The following is a 19,912-nucleotide window of genomic DNA, read 5'->3' on the forward strand; positions in this document are numbered from 1 at the left end:
TCAGATGTCTTCCTGCGCGGCGGACGGTACGGCGTGCGTGGCGGCTGCGGCGTCTCCACCGGCCGTCACGGGGATTCCAGGCGTCCCTGAGGGGCCGGCGGCCGCTGTGGCCTTGCTCTCCGTGCTCTCCGTCGCCGGGTTGAGCAGGGCCGCGATCTCGGCCTCCCGGCCCTCGACCCGCAGACCGATCTCGGTGATCCGTGCCCTGATCGCCGACATGTCGGCCTCGGAGAACAGCTGTGTCTCGCGGCTGCCGACGAGCTGCCTGGCCAGGGTGAGAAGGTCGATGTCCGTGCTCTCGCCGACCTGCACCACACGGGGCAGGTGGGCGGCCACGGCCTCCAGCTTGTCGAGCAGGTCCTGCTGGAACCGGTAGTCCAGGATCTCCGGCGCCTCCGCCGCGCTCAGTGCCCTGATGTCCAGCGCCTGGGCCTCAAGCAGCGCCGCATTGGCCTTCGCGGTCGACTCCGCCTCGACGAGCCGCTGGCTCGCCTGGGCCTTGGCCTGGTGGGAGGCGCGCTCCAGCGCGGTGTCCATCCGCGCCTGGTAGCCCGCGATCTCCGCGTGGATGGCCGACAGCTGCTCCTGCAGTCCGGCGAGCTCCTTGACCAGGTCGCCCTCGTTCTGCTCTTTGCGCAGCTGCAGCTCGTACTCGTAGGTGTACGCCTCCTTGGCGACCCTGATCATCTCCGGCGCCGCGAGGTCCATCCGGTACTCCTGGCTGGACGGCTCCGCGTGGGTGATGTTCACATCGGTGAGCCGTACGGCGGGCAGGAACTGCTGGTTCAGATTGTCCAGCATGCCCAGGGTGCTCTCGCCGACCAGGTCGTAGATGTCCTCGGCGCGCTGGGCGTAAATGAGGGAGCGGGTCACCTCGCTGATCGCGTTCTGCAGCTTGGCCTGGAAACCGCCGACCGAGCCGAGGACGAAGATGAACTCGGCCGGGTCCTCGATCCGGAACTGCAGGAACAGGTCGACGCTCGCCTTGACGCCCTGCTGGGTCGGGGCCTCGCGGATGGGCGCGTTGAAGGGGTACTCGCGGGTGGTGTTGACGATGTAGCTGACCCGCTTCCACGGGTTGAGCAGCGTCACCCGCCCCGGTTCCGCGATCTGCACGAGCTTGCCGAACTTGGTGATCAGCGCCTTGCAGCCCTCCGGCACCATGACCACGCTCCGCCGCCACCACAGGAACGCGGCGGCCAGCACCAGCACGGCCCAGTAGTGCGGCCCGAAGAGCACTCGCGCGCCCTCGGGCAGGCCGGTGGCGATCAGGCCGACCAGGCCGAGTCCCGCCAGGGCCACCAGGGGGACGACGACCCGCGCCGTCGTGCCCTTGGGGATCACCACAGGGGAGATCACGTGGACCGTCTCGCCGTTCTGGCCGTCACCGGCGAAGCTACGGTTGACGATCTCTCCGGCCTCGTTCAGCGAGGCGCTGCGAGCCTCGATCAGCGTGCCGACGGAGGTGCCCTGCTCACGCGCGGCGAGGAAGTCGGCGGGGTTGAGTGCGAACCCCTTCTCCGCCGGCTGTCCCGTCACCTGCCCGGCGATCTGCCCCGCCACCTGGCCTACCACCTGGCCCGCCACTTGCCCCGCGACCTGGCGCAGGTCGGCCCCCTGACCGTATGCCTGGGCAGCCGCCATCGCCGACTGGATGGCCTCTCTTGGCCGGGACATCACACCTCCGGTGGATCCGTTTATCAAAAGCCCGATATATCACGCTTGGTGACCGCGTGCACGGGTGACAGTAAAGGACATGTGGCTTGCGATCGGCTTGACATGCAGTTGAAGGGCGTGCTGCGGAGAAGACGACGGGGAGCGGTCGGCGCGGTGAGGCGGGGAAAGAGCCCGGCCGGCGAACGGGAGCGGGAATGTCGGTGGCGCCCCCTACAGTGGTTGAGGTGAGGCCGGTAACAGATTTGCAGCGCAAGGTGGCCCCCTTCGAGGCCGTCACCGACATGACCCCCTCGGGCGACCAGCCGACCGCGATCGCCGAGCTTGAGCGGCGTGTGAAGGCGGGCGACAAGGACAACGTCCTGCTGGGCGCGACGGGCACGGGCAAGACAGCCACGGTCGCCTGGCTGATCGAGCGGCTGCAGCGGCCGACCCTGGTCATCCAGCCGAACAAGACGCTCGCCGCGCAGTTCGCCAACGAGCTGCGCGAGATGATGCCGAACAACGCGGTCGAATACTTCGTCTCCTACTACGACTACTACCAGCCCGAGGCCTACGTCCCGCAGAGCGACACCTACATCGAGAAGGACTCCTCGATCAACGAGGAGGTCGAGCGGCTGCGCCACTCGGCAACCAACTCGCTGCTGACCCGCCGTGACACGATCGTGGTCGCGTCGGTCTCGTGCATCTACGGCCTGGGCACCCCCCAGGAGTACGTCGACCGCATGACCGCTCTGAAGGTCGGCCAGGAGATCGAGCGTGACACGCTGCTGCGCCGCCTGGTCGACATGCACTACACCCGTAACGACCTGGCCTTCACCCGGGGCACCTTCCGGGTGCGCGGCGACACGATCGAGATCATTCCGAAGTACGAAGAGCTCGCCGTGCGCATCGAGATGTTCGGCGACGAGATCGAGAAGCTCTCCACGATGCACCCGCTGACCGGCGAGGTGATCACCGAGGACGAGGAGCTCTACATCTTCCCCGCCTCCCACTACGTGGCGGGTCCCGAGCGGATGGACAGGGCCGTCCGGGACATCGAGGCCGAGCTCGCCGAGAGCCTGCAGACGATGGAGCGGCAGGGCAAGCTCCTTGAGGCCCAGCGGCTGCGCATGCGCACCACCTACGACCTGGAGATGATGCGCCAGATCGGCACCTGCTCCGGCATCGAGAACTACTCACGGCACATGGACGGCCGTTCCCCGGGAAGCGCGCCGAACACCCTGCTCGACTACTTCCCCGAGGACTTCCTGCTGGTCCTGGACGAGTCGCACCAGACGGTCCCGCAGATCGGCGCGATGTACGAAGGAGACGCCTCCCGCAAGCGCACGCTCGTCGACCACGGCTTCCGGCTGCCCTCCGCCCTGGACAACCGCCCGCTGAAGTGGGAGGAGTTCCTGGAGCGGATCGGCCAGACGGTCTACCTCTCCGCGACCCCCGGATCCTACGAGCTGGGCCGCTCGGGGGGCGACGTGGTGGAGCAGGTGATCAGGCCGACCGGCCTGGTCGACCCCGAGGTGATCGTCAAGCCCACGAAGTCCCAGATCGACGACCTGGTCCACGAGATCAGGACGCGCACGGAGAAGGACGAGCGGGTCCTGGTCACCACGCTGACCAAGAAGATGTCCGAGGACCTCACCGACTACCTGCTCGAGCTGGGCATCCGGGTCCGCTACCTGCACAGCGAGGTCGACACGTTGCGCCGCATCGAGCTGCTGCGCGAGCTGCGGATGGGCGAGTTCGACGTGCTGGTCGGCATCAACCTGCTCCGCGAGGGCCTGGACCTGCCCGAGGTCTCGCTGGTCGCGATCCTCGACGCCGACAAGGAGGGTTTCCTCCGCTCGGAGACCTCGTTGATCCAGACCATCGGCCGCGCGGCCCGTAACGTCTCCGGCCAGGTCCACATGTACGCCGACCGGATCACCCCCTCCATGGAGCGGGCGATCGAGGAGACCAGCAGGCGCAGGGCCAAGCAGATCGCCTACAACGAGGCCAACGGCATCGACCCCCAGCCGCTCCGCAAGAAGATCGCCGACATCCTCGACTCGCTCAACCGCGAGGACGCCGACACCACCCAGCTCCTCGGCGGCAGCGGCCGTCAGCAGTCGCGCGGCAAGGCCCCGGTCCCCGGCTTCGCGGTCAAGCAGGTCGGCCAGCACGCCAAGGCCATCGCGGGGGAGATGCCGAGGGCTCAGCTGGAGGCCCTGGTCGAGTCGCTCACCGAGCAGATGCACCAGGCGGCCGCCGACCTCCAGTTCGAGGTGGCCGCCCGGCTGCGTGACGAGATCAAGGAGCTCAAGCGAGAGGTCCGCGACATGCGCGAGGCCGGAGTCTCCTGATCCGGGGCCGTGAGCCCGCGTTGCGGGGCGGGCGGGGTTTCCGTAACCCCGCCCGCCTGGTCGGACCTCGGCGGTGCCGTCAGCGGACGAACTTTCTCAGATCGAGATCGATGTCGACATCGAAGCCGATGTTCGTCTGCAGACGATTTCGATGAATCCCGGTGGGCACATAGGCCTTGACGGCGGGCTCCAGTTCGAAGGTGTAGACGACGGGCTGTTCGTCTTCCTCCTCGACGCGCCAGAAATGTTTGATTCCCGCGTTCGAGTACCCGATCGGCTTAGTGACCCGGTCACGATCCATTGATTCGAGGGACACCACCTCGACTGCGAGACGCGCATCCTCAGGTTTGAAGGAGGTCGTCTTCATGCCCATCAGCGCCGAACGGTCCACCACCATGATGTCGGGCTCGGGACGTTGCCGGATTCCGAGAGTCACCGTCATCTCCCGGACGACGGCGAGATCGTCCGGCGGACTCAGCTGCTGCTCGAAACGTCTAAGCATGAACATGTGGAACGTGGTTTGCGGCGACATCATGATGAGTGACCCGTCGATCAGTTCGACGTGCCGGGGCGCGTCGGGCGGGAGATGATCGAGCATGTCGGCGGTCCACCCACCGGGCGGTCCTGGATAGAACCACTCAGGAAGCGCCGTGGTCATCAGAAGACCTCCTTCGAGACACTACGGAACTCACGCGACAGGACCATCCTGCCGCTTTCCGTAGTCGTGCTACAGGCAGTGGAGGAATTGCCTGGTCGATGCCGCTGCCGTCTGTCTCCGGATGACACCTGGACAAGGTTCCGGCGAGGCTGGAGCACGGAAGCCGTCGAAAGCCTGAGATCGCCCCGGACGGGACGGCTCAGCGGTGCTCGTCGCGGGGGGAGCGGGGGACGGCCGTGCGCCGGTAGAGCTCGTCGATCTCGTCCAGGGGGTCGGGGGCGCGGCGGCGCGCCTCGATCTCCAGGTCGGTCCGGCTCTGGATGTCGTCGATGCCGGTCGCCGAGTGCGCCATCTGGTCGTTGAGCAGGTCGGCGCGGATCCGGGCGCAGGACGTGGTCAGCTTGGCGTGGTGCTCGCGCAGGCGCCCCAGGGAGGCGTGGTCCACGTAGGCGGAGACCCTGCTGTGCTGGGCGTAGAGGGCGAGCTGGCCGTCCAGCTGCTCGGCGTGCGCGCCGATCTCCGCCACCAGCTGGGGCAGGTCGCCGAGACCCCAACCGGCACGCAGCGCCTGGTCAACGGCCTGCCGGGTCAGGGAGACCTCCCGCCGCAGGTCGAGGCGCATCCGCTCGGTCTCGCCCACGTCGCCCGGGCTCATCGCCGCCATGTGGGAGGCAACCCGGCCGGTCACCTTGCGGGCCTTCTTGGTGGCCTTCTTGCCGACCTTGACCAGGAGGTAGACGCCCGCGGCGGCGGCCAGGAGGAAGAACAGCAGAGCCACCAGCACGATGGTGAGAAAAGTGCCGATCGGAGCCACCTCCTGACGGGAAAAACAGGGTGTTTCGAGCATAGCCCGCCTGACCGCATACGCGCGGGCCGTACCGCCGCAGTCCGGATCGCCACCGCTGTCGCCTGCCCGCGGGCCGTGCGACGGCGAACGGCCGCCGAACCGTGAGCGGCACCGCCTGTCCACGTGCGCGCGGGCCGTGCGTACGGCCCGGCGGCCGCGGCGGCCGGTCAGGCAGGGCTTCGCCGGAGCGTGCGACGTCGCCGCCGCACCTTGCGGATGGCCCACCAGGCGGACACGGCCAGCGCGGCGACCGCGACCACGACCAGGACCGGGAGGAAGATCGCGATCAGGCTCATGCCGAGCGCTCCCGCGTCCTCCATCGTGCTCACCACCGGGGCGCCGACCCCGGCGGTCGTGGCGTTGACCACGGGCCTGGCGGTCGTCTTCATCACGTGCACCGCCAGCGCGATGCCGATGCCGAGTATCCAGCCGACCCAGGGGTTGTGGCTCATCCAGCTCGAGCCGTCCAGGCGGGCCGCCGCCTCGGTCGCGCTGAACACCACACCGCCGGAGGCGGGACGGACCACGGTCTGGATCATGTCGTTGACGCTGTCGACCACCGGGACCTTGTCGAGGACGATCTCCGCGAGCAGCAACACGCCGATGATCCCGAGCACCCACCCGTTGGACAGCCAGGCGAACTCCTGCGGCAGCCGTACCTCGTCGGTGAGGTTGGCGAGCAGGCCGACGACGAGCAGGGGGATGTAGGCGTTGAGGCCCGCCGCCGTGGAGAGTCCCAGGCCAGTCAGTGCCGCGAGCATCGCACCTCCGTTGTGTCTTCTCCTCCCTCAACGTTTCCCTCCCGCCGAACGATCCCACCCCGTCTCCCCGATTACCTGGCGTGAGTTGACGAAGGTGACGTTCCCGGACACGAAAAACGAGGGGCGCACGCCGCGGCGGGGTGCGCCCCTCGTGTTCCCGAGGGCTACTCCGGGACGGGGACCCGGAGTACCTCGCCCTTACCCGGCGCCATGGCCTTGTCGGCCACGTAGACGGCGCCGTCGGGGCCCACGGCCACGCCGAGCGGGGTGGTCAGCGTGCCGGGCTTGAGAAGTTCGGTGCGCGTGCCGTCGCTCTCGATCCGGTAGACGGTGCTCTTGCTCATGCCGTCCGCGGGGAGCGGCCCGACGGATCCGAGGACGACCAGCCTGCCCTTGGCGTCGAAGGTCACGTCGGCGACCGTGGTGAAGCCGCCCGCAGCTGTGGTGACCTTGCCGTTCTTGAGGCGCAGCACCCGGGCCGCGCCCTCGGGGTTGGGGAAGCCACCGTGCTCGGCGACGTAGTAGGCGCCGTCGGGGCCCTTGGCGATGCCCATCGGCACCGACTGCATCGGGACCTTGCTGCCCTTGGGCAGCTTGAGCACGGGGGGAGCGTCGACGGACCTGGCGTGCAGGACCGCCTCCGTGCTGACGCGGCCCTTCTTGTTCACCCGCAGCACGGAGTTGCCGCCGGTGTCCGCGACGAGCGCGCCGCCGCCGGGCAGCGGAGCCACCCCGAACGGGTAGGAGTCGACGGCACTGCCCTTGTCCTTGCGGTCGGGGTTGTGCTTGGTCTCGTAGGCGGCCAGGTCGGCGATCGAGATCCGCCTGCCCTTCTTGGAGATCGTCAGCAGCGTGCCCAGGGTTGCGGCCTTGGGGCCGAGCTTGGCGCGGAAGGCGGTGTCGCCGGAGAAGCCGACGGTCACCAGCAGGTCGCCCTTCGCGGTGAACGTCACGTCGTGCGGGCCGAGCGCGAACGGGCCGCTGGCGGCCGAGGGCAGGCCGTCGATGAGCACGGAGGTCTTGCCGTCCTTGAGCGTGCTGATCCGCCCGGTGAGGCCGAGGCACATCTTCTCCGGCTTCTCGCCCTCCTGGGCGGGTGGCGTGGCGCACTTGACCTTGCCGCCGTGGCCGGACTCGGCGATGTACAGCGTGCCGTCAGGGCCGAAGGACAGCCCGCGCGGACTGTCGAGTCCCTTGGCGACGACCTCGGCCGCGCCGTCGGCCGCGTGCGCCGTCGCGATCCGGCCGGTCGCGTGCGCCGCCGTGGCCTGACCGGCCGTCATGGCCAGCACCGCGATCCCCCCTGTGGCAGCCGCGAGCAGCTGGCGACCGATACGAACTCCGCTCAACGCAATCCCCTCCACAACCCCCCGCCACATCCGTCGGCAGGAGCGAACACGGGAAAGCTACGAGCCGCGCTGAGCCCCTCACAAGGGAAAACCGCCGTAATCCACCGGTCTCCGCGACGATTTCCGTCCAGCGGGTGACGGTCCGTCCGTCCCCAGGCTGACGACGGGCCGCCCGGCCACCAGGACCCTCGTTTGTCCGTCAATATGGGTGCTTCCTTGTTTACCTCGTATTAAGAGCTAATATTTCCCTATGAGCGAGACGGACCTTCCCGAGGCTCTGGCCGACGTCCTGGCCGGGATCCAACGGCTCGTCCGGCGCAGGCTGCGCCAGGGCATGACAGGGCCACGATTGCGCGGGGCCCAGGTCGAGTTGCTGCGGCTGGTCTCCGCCAGGCCGGGGATCGGCGTCTCCGCGGCGGCGAAGGAGCTCTACCTCGCGGGGAACTCGGTGTCCACGCTGGTCAACCAGCTCACCAGGGCAGGCCTGCTGCGCCGCGAGACCGGCCAGGACGACCGCAGGTCCGCGCGGCTGCTGCCGACCGCAGAGGCACAGGCGCGGCTGCGCGCCTGGCAGGAGCGGCGCGCCGCGCTCGTCCGAGAGCAGGTCGAACGGCTCGGCGACGACGACCGGGCGGTGCTGGTCGCCGCGCTTCCGGTGCTGCGCAGGCTCGCGGAGGGCCTGCACGAGGAGATGGAGAGGGCATGAGCGACGACGTGAGGACGACCATGATGCCGTCGGCACCGCCGGGTCCACCGGGTGACGCCGACGGTGACGCGGTTGTCTGCAGCGGGCTGCGCTATTCCTTCGGCCAGACCACGGCCGTCGACGGCCTCGACCTGTCGGTCGCCTCGGGCGAGGTGTTCGGGCTGCTCGGCCCGAACGGCGCAGGCAAGACCACCGCCATCCGCTGCGTGACGACGCTGCTGCCGGTTCCGCAGGGCATGGTGCGGGTCTTCGGCCGCGACGCGGCGACCGAGCGTATGGCGGTCCGCCGCCTGCTCGGCTACGTCCCCCAACAGCTCTCCGCGGACGCGAGCCTCACCGGGCGGGAGAACGTCGAGCTGTTCGCCCGCGTCTTCGACGTCCCCCGCCGCGAGCGCCGGGCCAGGGTCGCCCAGGCGCTGGAGGCGGTCGGCCTCGCCGACACCGCCGACCGGATGGCGGGGACGTACTCCGGGGGTATGGTGCGCCGCCTCGAACTCGCCCAGGCGCTGGTCAGCGCACCGCGCCTGCTGATGCTGGACGAGCCGACGATCGGGCTCGACCCCATCGCCCGCACCGGGGTGTGGGAGCACATCATGGCGGTGCGGGCCGTCACCGGGATGACGGTCCTGGTCACCACGCACTACATGGACGAGGCGGACCAGTACTGCGACCGGGTCGCGCTGATGCACCAGGGGCGCGTACGGGCGCTCGGCACGCCGGAACAGCTGAAGGCCGACCTGCTCGCCCGCCGCGACGACGGCTCCGCGCCGACGCTCGAGGACGTCTTCAGGGACGTCGCGGGCAGCGGCCTCGACGAGGAAGGGGGAGGGTTCCGCGATGTCCGCCGTACCCGCAGCACCGCCTCCCGCGTCGGCTGACGGCGTGGACACCACCGGCTTCGACCTGCTGCTGACCCCACCGCGCCCCCGCGTCGGGTGGCGCGTGCTGCCCGCCAGGGTCGTCGCGATGTGCGTCGTCGAGCTGCAGAAGCTGCGCCACGACCGCACCGAGCTGTACACCCGCGCGGTCCAGCCCGCCCTGTGGCTGCTGATCTTCGGTGAGACGTTCACCCGCATCAGGGCGATCCCGACCGGCGGCATCCCGTACCTGGACTACCTGGCGCCCGGGATCATCGCCCAGTCCGCGATGTTCATCGCCATCTTCTACGGCATCATGATCATCTGGGAGCGCGACTCCGGAGTCCTCACTAAGCTCCTGGTCACCCCGACCCCCCGCGCCGCGCTGGTCACCGGTAAGGCGTTCGCGGCCGGGGTCAAGGCGTTGATCCAGGCGGTCGTCGTGGTCGTCATCGCCGCTCTGCTCGGCGTCTCCATGACCTGGAACCCGCTGCGCCTGCTCGGCGTGGCCGCGGCGGTGGTCCTCGGTTCGGCGTTCTTCGCCTGCCTGTCGGTGACGATCGCCGGGATCGTCCTGACCCGCGACCGCCTGATGGGCATCGGCCAGGCCATCACCATGCCGCTCTTCTTCGGCTCGAACGCGCTCTACCCGGTCGACGTCATGCCCGGGTGGCTCCAGGCCGTCAGCGCGGTCAACCCCCTCAGCTACCAGGTCGACGCCCTGCGCGGGCTGCTGCTCGGCACGCCCTCCCACCTGCCGCTGGACTTCGCGGTCCTGCTCGTGGCCGCCGCGCTCGGCATCACGGCGGCGTCAAGCCTGCTGGGAAGGCTGGCGCGGTGACGGCGGGCTGGGTGGCGGAGGGCGGGGCGCCGCCGGTGCGGCCCGCGCCGTCCGGCTCCGCGCGGACGACGCGGGCCTGGGCGGCCAGGACATCGTCGCCACCGGTCGCGGCAGGCTCGGTACGGGTGCCGCCGGGCTGGGGCGGCAGCCACCCCTGTCCCGGCACGTAGTGGCGGACGACCCGGGCAGGCACCCCGGCGATCACGCTGTGGTCCGGGAACTCACCGCGGACGACCGCCCCGCCCGCGACCACGCACTGCCTGCCGATCCTGGTCCCGGGCAGGATGATCGCGCCGGTGCCGAGCCAGGAGCCCGAGCCGATGACCACGGGGTTGTTACGCGGCCACTGGCGGCCGATCGGCATCTCCGGGTCGTCGTAGACGTGGTTCTGGTCGGTGATGTACACGTACGGGCCGGTGAAGACGTGGTCGCCGATGTCGATCGACTGGTGCCCCACGATGTGGCTGCCCCTGCCGATCGAGCAGCTCCCGCCGATGCGCACGATCGAGTCGGGTCCCAGGTCGACGCCGGGGCCCATGCCCGCGGAGATCGACACCCGCTCGCCGACCAGGGTGTGGTCGCCGATCTCGATCCACGCCTCGCCGAAGATGGCCCCGACGGGGAACGCCAGGCAGGCCCCCTCGCCGAGACGGCGGAACCGGTAGCCGGCGGGGCTGGCGGCGCTCACCGCGCCCGCGGCGCGAACCGCGGCCCAGGCACGGTGTACGAGGCCGCCCACGGCGCGCCGTACCACACCACGAAGTGACATAGCGGCCCAAGTTACCGCCTGGTCATATCGCGGCGAAATGCGGGTCAGGGGATGTACGGGCCGATCGCGGTAACCGTTTGATATTCTGAGAGCCCGTGGACATGTAGGCCGTCAGCAGGGCGCGCCGACTGATCTATGACGACCACGGGAGACTTCTTGCGCAGCGCCGCACACACCAAGCATCTGTTCGTCACCGGCGGCGTCGCCTCCAGTCTCGGCAAGGGACTGACGGCCTCCAGCCTCGGGCGCCTTCTGAAACTGCGGGGCCTGCGGGTCACCATGCAGAAACTCGACCCCTACCTCAACGTGGACCCCGGGACGATGAACCCGTTCCAGCACGGTGAGGTCTTCGTCACCGACGACGGGGCCGAGACCGACCTCGACGTCGGCCACTACGAGCGCTTCCTCGACACCGAGCTGCACGGCTCGGCGAACGTGACCACGGGCCAGGTCTACTCCAACGTCATCGCCAAGGAGCGCCGCGGCGAGTATCTCGGTGACACCGTGCAGGTCATCCCGCACATCACCAACGAGATCAAGGACCGTATCCGTTCCATGGCGGGCCCCGACGTGGACGTGGTCATCACCGAGGTCGGCGGCACCGTCGGCGACATCGAGTCGCTGCCCTTCCTTGAGGCCGTGCGCCAGGTCCGTCATGAGGTCGGCCGTGACAACGTCTTCTTCCTGCACGTCTCGCTGCTGCCGTACATCGGGCCGAGCGGCGAGCTGAAGACCAAGCCGACGCAGCACTCGGTCGCCGCGCTGCGCAGCATCGGCATCCAGCCGGACGCGATCGTGTGCCGTTCCGACCGGCCGATCACCAACTCGCTCAAGCGCAAGATCAGCCTCATGTGCGACGTCGACGAGGACGCGGTCGTCTCCGCCATCGACGCGGCGAGCATCTACGACATCCCCAAGGTGCTGCACTCGGAGGGCCTGGACGCCTATGTGGTGCGCCGCCTCGGACTGCCCTTCCGTGACGTGGACTGGAAGGAGTGGGAGCAGCTCCTGCGCCGGGTGCACCGCCCGGCGAAGGAGGTCACGATCGCTCTCGTCGGCAAGTACATCGACCTGCCGGACGCCTACCTCTCGGTCACCGAGGCGCTGCGCGCGGGCGGCTTCGCCAACGACGCCCGCGTCAACATCCGCTGGGTGAAGAGCGACGACTGCGAGACCCAGGAGGGCGCCGCCCGCGAGCTGGACGGCGTCGACGGCGTGCTCATCCCCGGCGGCTTCGGCGTGCGCGGCATCGAGGGCAAGCTGGGCGCCATCCGGCACGCACGTGAAGCCAAGGTCCCGCTGCTCGGCATCTGCCTGGGCATGCAGTGCATGGTCATCGAGGCCGCCCGCAACCTGGCGGACATCGAGGACGCGGGCAGCACCGAGTTCGACCCGGAGACCACGCACCCGGTCATCTCCACCATGGCAGACCAGGAGGACGTCGTCTCCGGCGAGCGTGACATGGGCGGCACCATGCGCCTCGGCCTGTACCCCGCCAAGCTCGCGGAGGGCTCCCTCGCCCGCCAGCTGTACGGCATGGCGAAGGTGGACGAGCGCCACCGCCACCGCTACGAGGTCAACAACTCCTACCGCGACCAGCTCGAGAAGATCGGCATGGTCTTCTCAGGCCTGTCGCCGGACGGCCGTCTCGTGGAGTACGCAGAGCTGCCCGCCGACGTCCACCCCTTCTTCATCGGCACCCAGGCGCACCCCGAGTTCCGCTCCCGCCCGACCCGCTCGCACCCGCTGTTCAAGGGCCTGATCGGGGCGTCCCTGACCTACGCCGACGTCCGCGGCACCGCGGCCAAGGCGGGCCGGGGAAAGTGAGCGACCCTGTGAACAGCCCTGTGAACAGCCCTGCGAACGACTCTGTGAGCCTCCCCGTGGGCGACCCGGCGTCCGGGCCCGTGCCCGACGTCGTCGACGTCCCCGAGGAGTGGAAGGTCGTCTCCTCGACCAGGCACTTCAGCGGGCGCGTGATCACCGTGGTGACCGACGCCGTCCTCATGCCGGGCGAAGAGGTCGTCAACCGCGACTACGCGCTCCACCCCGGCTCCGTCGCGGTGCTCGCGCTCGACGACCAGGACCGGGTGCTGATGCTCAGGCAGTACCGCCACGCCGTCCGGCGCCTGCTCTGGGAGCTGCCCGCCGGTCTGCGGGACGTCGAGGATGAGCCGCTCCAGGTCGCGGCCGCCCGGGAGCTGGCCGAGGAGGCGGGCTACCGGGCGGAGACCTGGCACACCCTGGTCGATGCCTTCACCTCGCCGGGAATGACCGACGAGCGGACCCGGATCTTTCTCGCCAGGGACCTCACCCTCATCCCCGAGCACGAGCTGGACTTCGTCAGGCGACACGAGGAGTCCGACATGCCGGTGGTCTGGATTCCCCTGTCCGACGCGGTTCGGCGTGCCCTGGAGGGAATGATCCACAATTCCCAAGCCGTGGCCGGTATTCTCGCCGCATACGCCGCTTCGGCGGATGCTTTCGCCTCGCTGCGGCCCGCCGACGCACCGGAGGCATGACAGGAGGAGACCCTGAGCGAGACGGAGGCCGTCCTCTCCAGCTACCTCGCCCATCTGGCGGTGGAGCGGGGCCTGGCCGCCAACACCCTGGCCTCCTACCGCCGTGACCTCCTGCGGTATCTGGAGTACCTCAAGGACCGTGGCCGCGTCACCTTCGGCGAGGTCGGCGAGGCCGACATCGCCGCCTTTCTCACCGCGCTGAGGGAGGGCGACGAGGAGCATCAGGCCCTCGTCGCCAGCTCGGCGGCGCGCGCCGTCTCCTCGGTGCGAGGTCTGCACCGCTTCGCTCTGCGCGAGGGCGTTTGCGACCACGACCCCACCCGCCGGGTACGGCCGCCGCGCCAGCTCAGGCGGCTGCCCAAGGCGATCAGTGTGGACGATGTGGAACGGTTGATCGCCGCATCAGGTCCTGAGGGCTCGCCGCTCACGATGCGCAACCGAGCATTGCTCGAACTGCTGTACGGCACGGGCGCCCGCATCTCGGAGGCTGTGGGGCTCGCGGTCGAGGACGTCGACCTGAGCCCGAGAAAACAGCAGGTGAGACTGCGCGGCAAGGGCGGCCGTGGCCGCCTGGTGCCGCTGGGCCGCTTCGCCGGGGAGGCGCTGGGGGCCTACCTCACCGGCGCCCGTCCCGGCATCGCCGCCCAGGGGAGGGGAAGCTCGGGACTGTTCCTCAACGCCAGGGGCGGGCGGCTCACCCGCCAGGGGGCCTGGGAGGTTCTCCAGGCGGCGGCTGAGCGAGGGGGACTGGCGGGAATCTCACCGCATATCTTGCGACATTCGTTCGCAACACACCTCCTGGATGGGGGTGCGGACGTTAGGGTGGTTCAGGAATTACTCGGCCACGCCTCGGTGACCACCACCCAGGTGTATACCCTGGTCACGGTCGACAAGCTTCGTGAGGTCTATGCCGCCGCGCATCCGCGTGCGAGGCATTGACCTTCGCTGTGTCCGGGCGTGCCGCCTTGCCGCATACGTGTTGACGCCATAGTGTCCGTCCGGACGGTCCGGTTCGAGGCCGTCAGGGAGGTTCGACTGGTGACTGTGACCACCGACGGTTCTGTCCGGGGAACGACCCCCGGAAACCCCGAGAATCCCTGGGGGGACACCAAGACCGCCGGGACCCCTCGCAGCGGGGGAGTCCTCGGCCCGACCGGGCGACCTCGTCCGGTGTTCCCCGATCCGCCCCCTCGCACCGTGCACGGACCGGCGCGTGTGGTGGCCATGGTCAACCAGAAGGGTGGCGTCGGCAAGACGACCACCACCATCAACCTGGGCGCGGCACTGGCGGAGGCCGGGCTGCGAGTGCTGCTGGTCGACTTCGACCCGCAGGGCGCCCTCTCCGTCGGCCTCGGCATCAACCCCCACCAGCTCGACCTGACGGTCTACAACCTCCTGATGGAGCGGCAGATCACTGCCAGGGACGTGCTGATGGAGACCGGCGTCGAGGGCATGGACCTGCTGCCCAGCAACATCGACCTGTCGGCGGCCGAGGTCCAGCTCGTCACAGAGGTCGCCCGTGAGCAGGTGCTCGGCCGGGTGATCAAGCCTCTCCTGCCCGAGTACGACGTCTGCCTGATCGACTGCCAGCCCTCCCTGGGCCTGCTCACGATCAACGCGCTGGCCTGCGCGCACGGCGTCATGGTGCCGCTGGAGTGCGAGTTCTTCGCGTTGCGCGGTGTCGCGCTGCTGATGGACACCATCATCAAGGTCCAGCAGCGCATCAACGAGGACCTGGTCATCGAGGGCCTGCTGGCCACCATGTACGACGCGCGCACCCTGCACGGCCGCGAGGTGCTCGCCCGGGTGGTCGAGGCGTTCGACGAAAAGGTGTACCACACAGTGATCAACCGGACGGTCCGCTTCCCTGACGCCACCGTGGCCGGGGAGCCCATCACCAGCTTTGACTCCTCCTCGCTCGGTGCCAGCGCCTACCGTGAGCTGGCCCGCGAGGTCCTGGCCAGGTGGAACGCCCAGCAACCGTGATTCGTTAGCCGTGACCAGGGTCCCGGGTGCGGGACAATGGCCGGATGACCGAGCAGCCGCAGACGGCCGACGACACCTTCAGAGTGCATCTGGAGGTCTTCGAGGGCCCCTTCGACCTGCTGCTCGGTCTGATCTCCAAGCACAAACTGGACATCACCGAGGTCTCGCTCAGCCAGGTCACCGACGAGTTCATCGCCTACATCCGGGCCAGGGGCCCGGAGTGGGACCTCGACCAGACGAGCCACTTCCTGCTCGTCGCGGCGACCCTGCTCGACCTCAAGGCGGCCAGGCTGCTGCCCTCTGGCGAGGTCGACGACGAGGAGGACCTCGCCCTCCTCGAAGCCCGTGACCTGCTGTTCGCCCGCCTCCTGCAGTACCGGGCCTACAAGGAGGTCGTGAAGGTCTTCTCCGGGCGGATGGCGGAGGAGGCCCTACGCTTCCCCAGGATCGTGCCGATGGAGGCCCAGTTCGCCAACCTCCTGCCGACGCTGGTTCTGGGCATCGGCCCGGAACGCCTCGCGGAGCTGGCCCGGCGCGCATTCGCGCCCAAGACCCCTCCCTCGGTCTCCGTCGCCCACATCTACCAACCACTCGCCAATGTCCGCGACCAGGCGGCTATCCTGGTTCAGCGGCTGCGGCGGATGCGCCGGGCGACCTTCCGAGCCCTCACCTCCGACTGCGCGGGCACCTTCGAGGTCGTCGCGCGCTTCCTGGCCGTCCTTGAGCTCTACCGGGAGGCGGCCGTCTCCTTCGAGCAGTTGGAGCCCCTCGGGGAGCTGCACGTGACCTGGACCGGCAGCGACGACGGTGATGTCACCGTCGCCGACGACTACGACGAGAGCACGGGGAAAGAGTCTTCCGATGACTGACGCGGTAACCGAGCCCGGCCTCCGCGCAGGCCTCGAGGCGATCCTGCTCGTGGTCGACGAGCCGGTCACCGAGACGACTCTCGCCCAGGTGCTGGAACGGCCAACGCACGAGGTGTCCGGCGCGCTCCGCGAGCTGTCGGCGGAATACACCGGCGCGGGCCGGGGTTTTGACCTCAGAGAGGTCGCGGGCGGCTGGCGGTTCTACACGCGGGCCGAATGCGCGGCCCTCGTCGAACGGTTCGTCCGTGACGGCCAGCAGGCGCGGCTCACCCAGGCCGCGCTTGAGACCCTGGCCGTGGTCGCCTACCGGCAGCCGGTCAGCCGGGCCAGGGTGGCGGCCATCCGAGGCGTCAACAGCGACGGTGTCATGCGCACGCTGGTGGCGAGGGGGCTGGTCGAGGAGGCCGGCACCGACCCGGAGAGCCAGGCGTTGCTCTACCGGACAAGTTCGTATTTCCTTGAGCGAATGGGCCTACGGGATCTCGAAGAGCTTCCCGAACTGGCACCGTTCCTGCCCGACGACGTGGAAAACCTAGAGGAGCAGAAGTAGTGAACAGCAGGCGTAGCACCCCGTCCGGTGATGGACGCGGTCGAGGCCGTGGCGGCGCCCCGCGCGGTGGCACCTCTCGTGGAGGCGGCAACTCCAAAGGCGGATCCCGGGGCGGGTCGCAGGGCGGTTTCCGCTCCGACGCCCCCCGTAGGGACGACCGCGGCGGTTTCCGCGCGGAGCGTGACGGCTCGCGTGGCCAGTCGGGCGGGTCGCAGGGTGGTTTCCGCTCTGAGGCTCCCCGTAGGGATGAGCGCGGCGGCTTCGGCGCCGACCGAGGCGGCTCGCGTGGCCGGTTCGGCGGGTCCGGTGGTGGTTCGCAGGGTGGTTTCCGCTCTGATGGGCCGCGTCGTGATGATCGTGGTGGTTTCCGGTCCGAGGGGCCGCGCAGGGACGACCGCGATGGTTTCCGGCCCAGGGACGACCGTGGTGGTTTCCGGTCCGACGCATCGCGCGGGGACGACCGCGGCGGTTTCCGTTCCGAGGCTCCTCGTCGTGACGAGCGTGGTGGTTCCCGCTCCGAGGCTCCTCGTCGTGACGACCGCGGCGGCTTCGGCGCCGACCGAGGCGGCTCGCGCGGCCGGTCCGGCGCCGAGCGCGGCCGGGGCGAGACGCGGAGCGGCGGCTCCCGCGGACGGTTCGGCAGGACCGGCAGGCACGACGAGGTCCAGACGATCGGCGGCAAGCGGGCGGGCTCGTACGGCGAGCGCCGCACCACACCCGCACCTGCACGCGGGCCCGCGGCGAAGGCCGAGCTCAGGCCGGGAGCCATCGAGAACGACCGTTTCAAGACCGCCCGCCAGCCCCGGCGCGACTCCGACTTCTACGACAACGACTACACCGACGAGCGCGACACCACCGAGGTTCCCGGCGGTGTCCGGCTGCAGAAGGTCCTCGCTCAGGCGGGCGTGGCCAGCCGCAGGGCCTGCGAGGAGATGATCGGCGCCGGCAGGGTGACGGTCGACGGCCAGGTGGTCCGCCGCTTCGGCGCCAGGGTCGACCCCGCCAAGCAGGTCATCCATGTCGACGGCAAGCGCCTGCCCACGATGCCCGACCTGGTCTACCTCGCCATCAACAAGCCCATCGGCGTCGTCAGCACCATGTCCGACCCCGAAGGTCGTCCGTCGCTGGCCGACTACGTGGCCGACCGCACCGAGCGGCTGTTCCACGTCGGCCGCCTGGACACCGAGACCGAGGGTCTCATCCTGCTCACCAATGACGGCGAGCTGGCCAACCGGCTCACCCACCCGAGCTACGGCGTGCAGAAGAAGTACTGGGCGAAGGTCCCCGGGAAGATCGAGCGCGACCTGGCCCGCCGCCTGAAGAAGGGCATCGAGCTCGAGGACGGCATCGCCAAGGCCGACTCCTTCGCCCTCGTCCAGGAGCACGGGCAGCAGGCCCTGGTGGAGATCGTCCTGCATGAGGGACGCAAGCACATCGTCCGCCGCATGCTGGAGGAGGTCGGGCACCCGGTCATCGACCTGGCCCGCATCGAGTTCGGCCCGGTCAAGCTCGGCCGCCTCAAGCCGGGGACGGTCCGCGCGCTGACGCTCAAGGAAGTCGGCGAGCTCTACGCCGCCGTCGGCCTGTAATCTTCCTGAACACACACGTTCAGGACACGCCGGGCCGCCTCATGGCGGCCCGGCGTGAACGACAACGGAGGAACGACGATGGTGCGGGCGATCCGCGGTGCGATCCAGGTCGAAGGGAACGACAGGGACGCGATCCTGGCCGGGGTGACCGAGCTGGTCACCGAGGTGATGGGGCGCAACAGGCTCACCACCGACGACGTGATCAGTGTGATCTTCACCGCCACGCCCGACCTGACCGCGGAGTTCCCCGCCCTGGCCGCCCGCAAGCTCGGCTTCCACGACGTCCCGCTGATCTGCGCGTCCGAGATCGACGTCCCGGGTGCGCTGCCCCACGTCGTACGGCTGATGGCGCACGTGGAGACCGACCGGCCGCGCCAGGAGATCCAGCACGTCTACCTGCGTGGCGCGGCGGCACTGCGCGTGGACATCGCCCAGTGAGCCCGTCACGCGTCACCACGTCAGAGGAGCGCGTGTGAGTGGCCTTGAGAGTGTTCTCGTCGTCGGCACGGGCCTGATCGGCACCTCGGTCGCCCTGGCCCTGCGTGAGCACGGCGTCACCGTCTACCTGGCCGACCGCGACGCGGGAGCCGTACGGCTGGCGCGGGAGCTCGGCGCGGGCATCGAGTGGCGCGGGGACCGCCAGGTGGACCTCGCGGTCATCGCGGTCCCGCCGCACCTGGTCGCCGACCAGATCGCCCGTCTCCAGCGGGAGGGGGCGGCCCGGTTCTACACCGACGTGGCCAGCGTCAAGCGGCTCCCGATCGGGCAGGCCTCCGCCCTGGGCTGCGACCTGACCACCTACATCGCGGGGCACCCTCTCGCGGGCAGGGAGCGCTCCGGCCCCGCCGCGGCCAGGGCCGACCTGTTCCTGGGCAGGCCGTGGGCGCTGTGCCCGACGGAGGAGACCTCGCCAGAGGCCGTCGAGATCCTGCTTGGCCTGATCAAGCTTTGCGGCGGCGAGGCCGTCGAGGTCGACGCGGCCGAGCACGACAGAGCCGTCGCGATCGTCTCGCACGCCCCGCACGTCGCCGCCTCCGCGGTGGCCGCCCGGCTCGCGGAGGCCTCGGCGACCGCGCTCGGCCTGGCCGGCCAGGGGGTCCGCGACGTCACGCGCATCGCGGCCGGGGATCCCGGGCTGTGGACCGGGATTCTGTCGGGCAACGCGCTGCCGGTCGCCGACGTGCTGGAGGCGGTCGCGGCCGACCTGGCCGCCGCCGCGGCCTCGCTGCGCGCCTACGCCGACCCGGACGCCATGAACGACGTCACCGACCTGCTGCGCCGAGGTGTCGCGGGCACAGCCATGATCCCCGGCAAGCACGGTGGGCCGGCGCGCGCCTACGCGACCGTCCAGGTCATCATCGGCGACCGTCCCGGCGAGCTGGCCAGGCTGTTCCAGGTGGCCGAGGCGGCCGGAGTCAACATCGAGGACGTCCGTCTCGAGCACGCCCCCGGCCTGCCGCTCGGCGCCGCCGACCTGCTGGTCCAGCCGGAGGCCGTGCCCGTGCTCTCCGAGGCGCTGCGGCAACCGGGAAAAGCATGGTGGGCGCATCCTGGTCATGACTGTCTGACTGCCGAGCATGGCGACATCTACCGGA

The 19,912-nt window shown here is 69.7% G+C and carries 19 protein-coding genes; 13 read left to right on the plus strand and 6 right to left on the minus strand.

Features of this window, described 5'->3' with window-relative positions; genetic code table 11:
* Window positions 1–1,677, minus strand: a complete 1,677-nt coding sequence (locus AB0395_RS07755; RefSeq protein WP_366278053.1) for an SPFH domain-containing protein — start codon at window positions 1,675–1,677, stop codon at window positions 1–3.
* 224 nt (window positions 1,678–1,901) lie between these two features.
* Here AB0395_RS07755 and uvrB point away from each other — a divergent pair, with 224 nt between their 5' ends.
* Window positions 1,902–4,013 (plus strand): excinuclease ABC subunit UvrB, encoded by a 2,112-nt coding sequence (uvrB, locus tag AB0395_RS07760; protein WP_366278054.1) that lies wholly within the window; start codon window positions 1,902–1,904, stop codon window positions 4,011–4,013.
* Between the two features lie 79 nt (window positions 4,014–4,092).
* On the opposite strand, the gene AB0395_RS07765 is transcribed toward uvrB, so the two are convergent.
* The 4 genes from AB0395_RS07765 to AB0395_RS07780 all read right to left on the minus strand — a co-directional run bounded on the left by AB0395_RS07765 (window position 4,093) and on the right by AB0395_RS07780 (window position 7,628).
* Window positions 4,093–4,671 (minus strand): Uma2 family endonuclease, encoded by a 579-nt coding sequence (locus AB0395_RS07765; protein ID WP_366278056.1) that lies wholly within the window; start codon window positions 4,669–4,671, stop codon window positions 4,093–4,095.
* Window positions 4,672–4,870: 199 nt separating this feature from the next.
* Window positions 4,871–5,485 carry a hypothetical protein gene (locus AB0395_RS07770; RefSeq protein ID WP_366278058.1) on the minus strand — a complete coding sequence of 205 codons (615 nt, stop codon included), beginning with the start codon at window positions 5,483–5,485 and terminating at the stop codon, window positions 4,871–4,873.
* Between the two features lie 200 nt (window positions 5,486–5,685).
* Window positions 5,686–6,279 carry a DUF4126 domain-containing protein gene (locus AB0395_RS07775; protein ID WP_366278059.1) on the minus strand — a complete coding sequence of 198 codons (594 nt, stop codon included), beginning with the start codon at window positions 6,277–6,279 and terminating at the stop codon, window positions 5,686–5,688.
* Between the two features lie 164 nt (window positions 6,280–6,443).
* Entirely contained in the window at window positions 6,444–7,628 is a 1,185-nt protein-coding gene (locus tag AB0395_RS07780; protein ID WP_366278061.1) for a ScyD/ScyE family protein, read from the minus strand.
* Between the two features lie 250 nt (window positions 7,629–7,878).
* Between AB0395_RS07780 and AB0395_RS07785 the strand changes: the two genes are divergently transcribed.
* The 3 genes from AB0395_RS07785 to AB0395_RS07795 are packed head-to-tail and all read left to right on the plus strand — an operon-like array spanning window position 7,879 to window position 10,032.
* A complete protein-coding gene (locus AB0395_RS07785; RefSeq protein ID WP_366278063.1) occupies window positions 7,879–8,334 on the plus strand; it encodes a MarR family transcriptional regulator in 456 nt (151 codons plus the stop codon).
* The gene (locus tag AB0395_RS07790; protein WP_366278064.1) at window positions 8,331–9,212 is read left to right on the plus strand and encodes an ATP-binding cassette domain-containing protein; all 882 of its coding nucleotides are present in this window, start codon (window positions 8,331–8,333) and stop codon (window positions 9,210–9,212) included. The genes AB0395_RS07785 and AB0395_RS07790 overlap by 4 nt, the downstream gene beginning before the upstream one ends.
* A gap of 4 nt (window positions 9,213–9,216) precedes the next feature.
* Window positions 9,217–10,032 carry an ABC transporter permease gene (locus tag AB0395_RS07795; protein WP_366278066.1) on the plus strand — a complete coding sequence of 272 codons (816 nt, stop codon included), beginning with the start codon at window positions 9,217–9,219 and terminating at the stop codon, window positions 10,030–10,032.
* Here AB0395_RS07795 and AB0395_RS07800 read toward each other — a convergent pair.
* Window positions 9,992–10,801 (minus strand): acyltransferase, encoded by an 810-nt coding sequence (locus AB0395_RS07800; protein ID WP_366278068.1) that lies wholly within the window; start codon window positions 10,799–10,801, stop codon window positions 9,992–9,994. The two genes, AB0395_RS07795 and AB0395_RS07800, sit on opposite strands and share 41 nt — an antisense overlap.
* 156 nt (window positions 10,802–10,957) lie before the next feature.
* Between AB0395_RS07800 and AB0395_RS07805 the strand changes: the two genes are divergently transcribed.
* The 9 genes from AB0395_RS07805 to AB0395_RS07845 form a co-directional block, all read left to right on the plus strand.
* A complete protein-coding gene (locus AB0395_RS07805; protein ID WP_366278069.1) occupies window positions 10,958–12,628 on the plus strand; it encodes a CTP synthase in 1,671 nt (556 codons plus the stop codon).
* A gap of 44 nt (window positions 12,629–12,672) precedes the next feature.
* Window positions 12,673–13,323: an NUDIX hydrolase gene (locus AB0395_RS07810; protein ID WP_366278071.1), complete on the plus strand. Its 651-nt coding sequence runs from the start codon at window positions 12,673–12,675 to the stop codon at window positions 13,321–13,323.
* A gap of 12 nt (window positions 13,324–13,335) precedes the next feature.
* Window positions 13,336–14,262 (plus strand): site-specific tyrosine recombinase XerD, encoded by a 927-nt coding sequence (locus AB0395_RS07815; RefSeq protein ID WP_366278126.1) that lies wholly within the window; start codon window positions 13,336–13,338, stop codon window positions 14,260–14,262.
* Between the two features lie 99 nt (window positions 14,263–14,361).
* Entirely contained in the window at window positions 14,362–15,309 is a 948-nt protein-coding gene (locus AB0395_RS07820) for a ParA family protein (protein ID WP_366278073.1), read from the plus strand.
* Between the two features lie 44 nt (window positions 15,310–15,353).
* Entirely contained in the window at window positions 15,354–16,178 is an 825-nt protein-coding gene (locus AB0395_RS07825) for a segregation/condensation protein A (RefSeq protein ID WP_366278075.1), read from the plus strand.
* Entirely contained in the window at window positions 16,171–16,728 is a 558-nt protein-coding gene (scpB, locus tag AB0395_RS07830) for an SMC-Scp complex subunit ScpB (protein WP_366278077.1), read from the plus strand. The genes AB0395_RS07825 and scpB overlap by 8 nt, the downstream gene beginning before the upstream one ends.
* Complete coding sequence (locus tag AB0395_RS07835; RefSeq protein WP_366278079.1) at window positions 16,728–18,317, plus strand: pseudouridine synthase; 1,590 nt, start codon at window positions 16,728–16,730, stop codon at window positions 18,315–18,317. The genes scpB and AB0395_RS07835 overlap by 1 nt, the downstream gene beginning before the upstream one ends.
* Before the next feature lie 78 nt (window positions 18,318–18,395).
* Window positions 18,396–18,755 carry a chorismate mutase gene (gene aroH / locus AB0395_RS07840; RefSeq protein ID WP_271219364.1) on the plus strand — a complete coding sequence of 120 codons (360 nt, stop codon included), beginning with the start codon at window positions 18,396–18,398 and terminating at the stop codon, window positions 18,753–18,755.
* A gap of 34 nt (window positions 18,756–18,789) precedes the next feature.
* A partial coding sequence (locus AB0395_RS07845) for a prephenate dehydrogenase (RefSeq protein ID WP_366278081.1) occupies window positions 18,790–19,912 on the plus strand: 1,123 nt, incomplete at its 3' end.

Origin of the sequence: Streptosporangium sp. NPDC051023 (assembly GCF_040689595.1) — a bacterium.
Lineage (GTDB): Bacteria > Actinomycetota > Actinomycetes > Streptosporangiales > Streptosporangiaceae > Streptosporangium.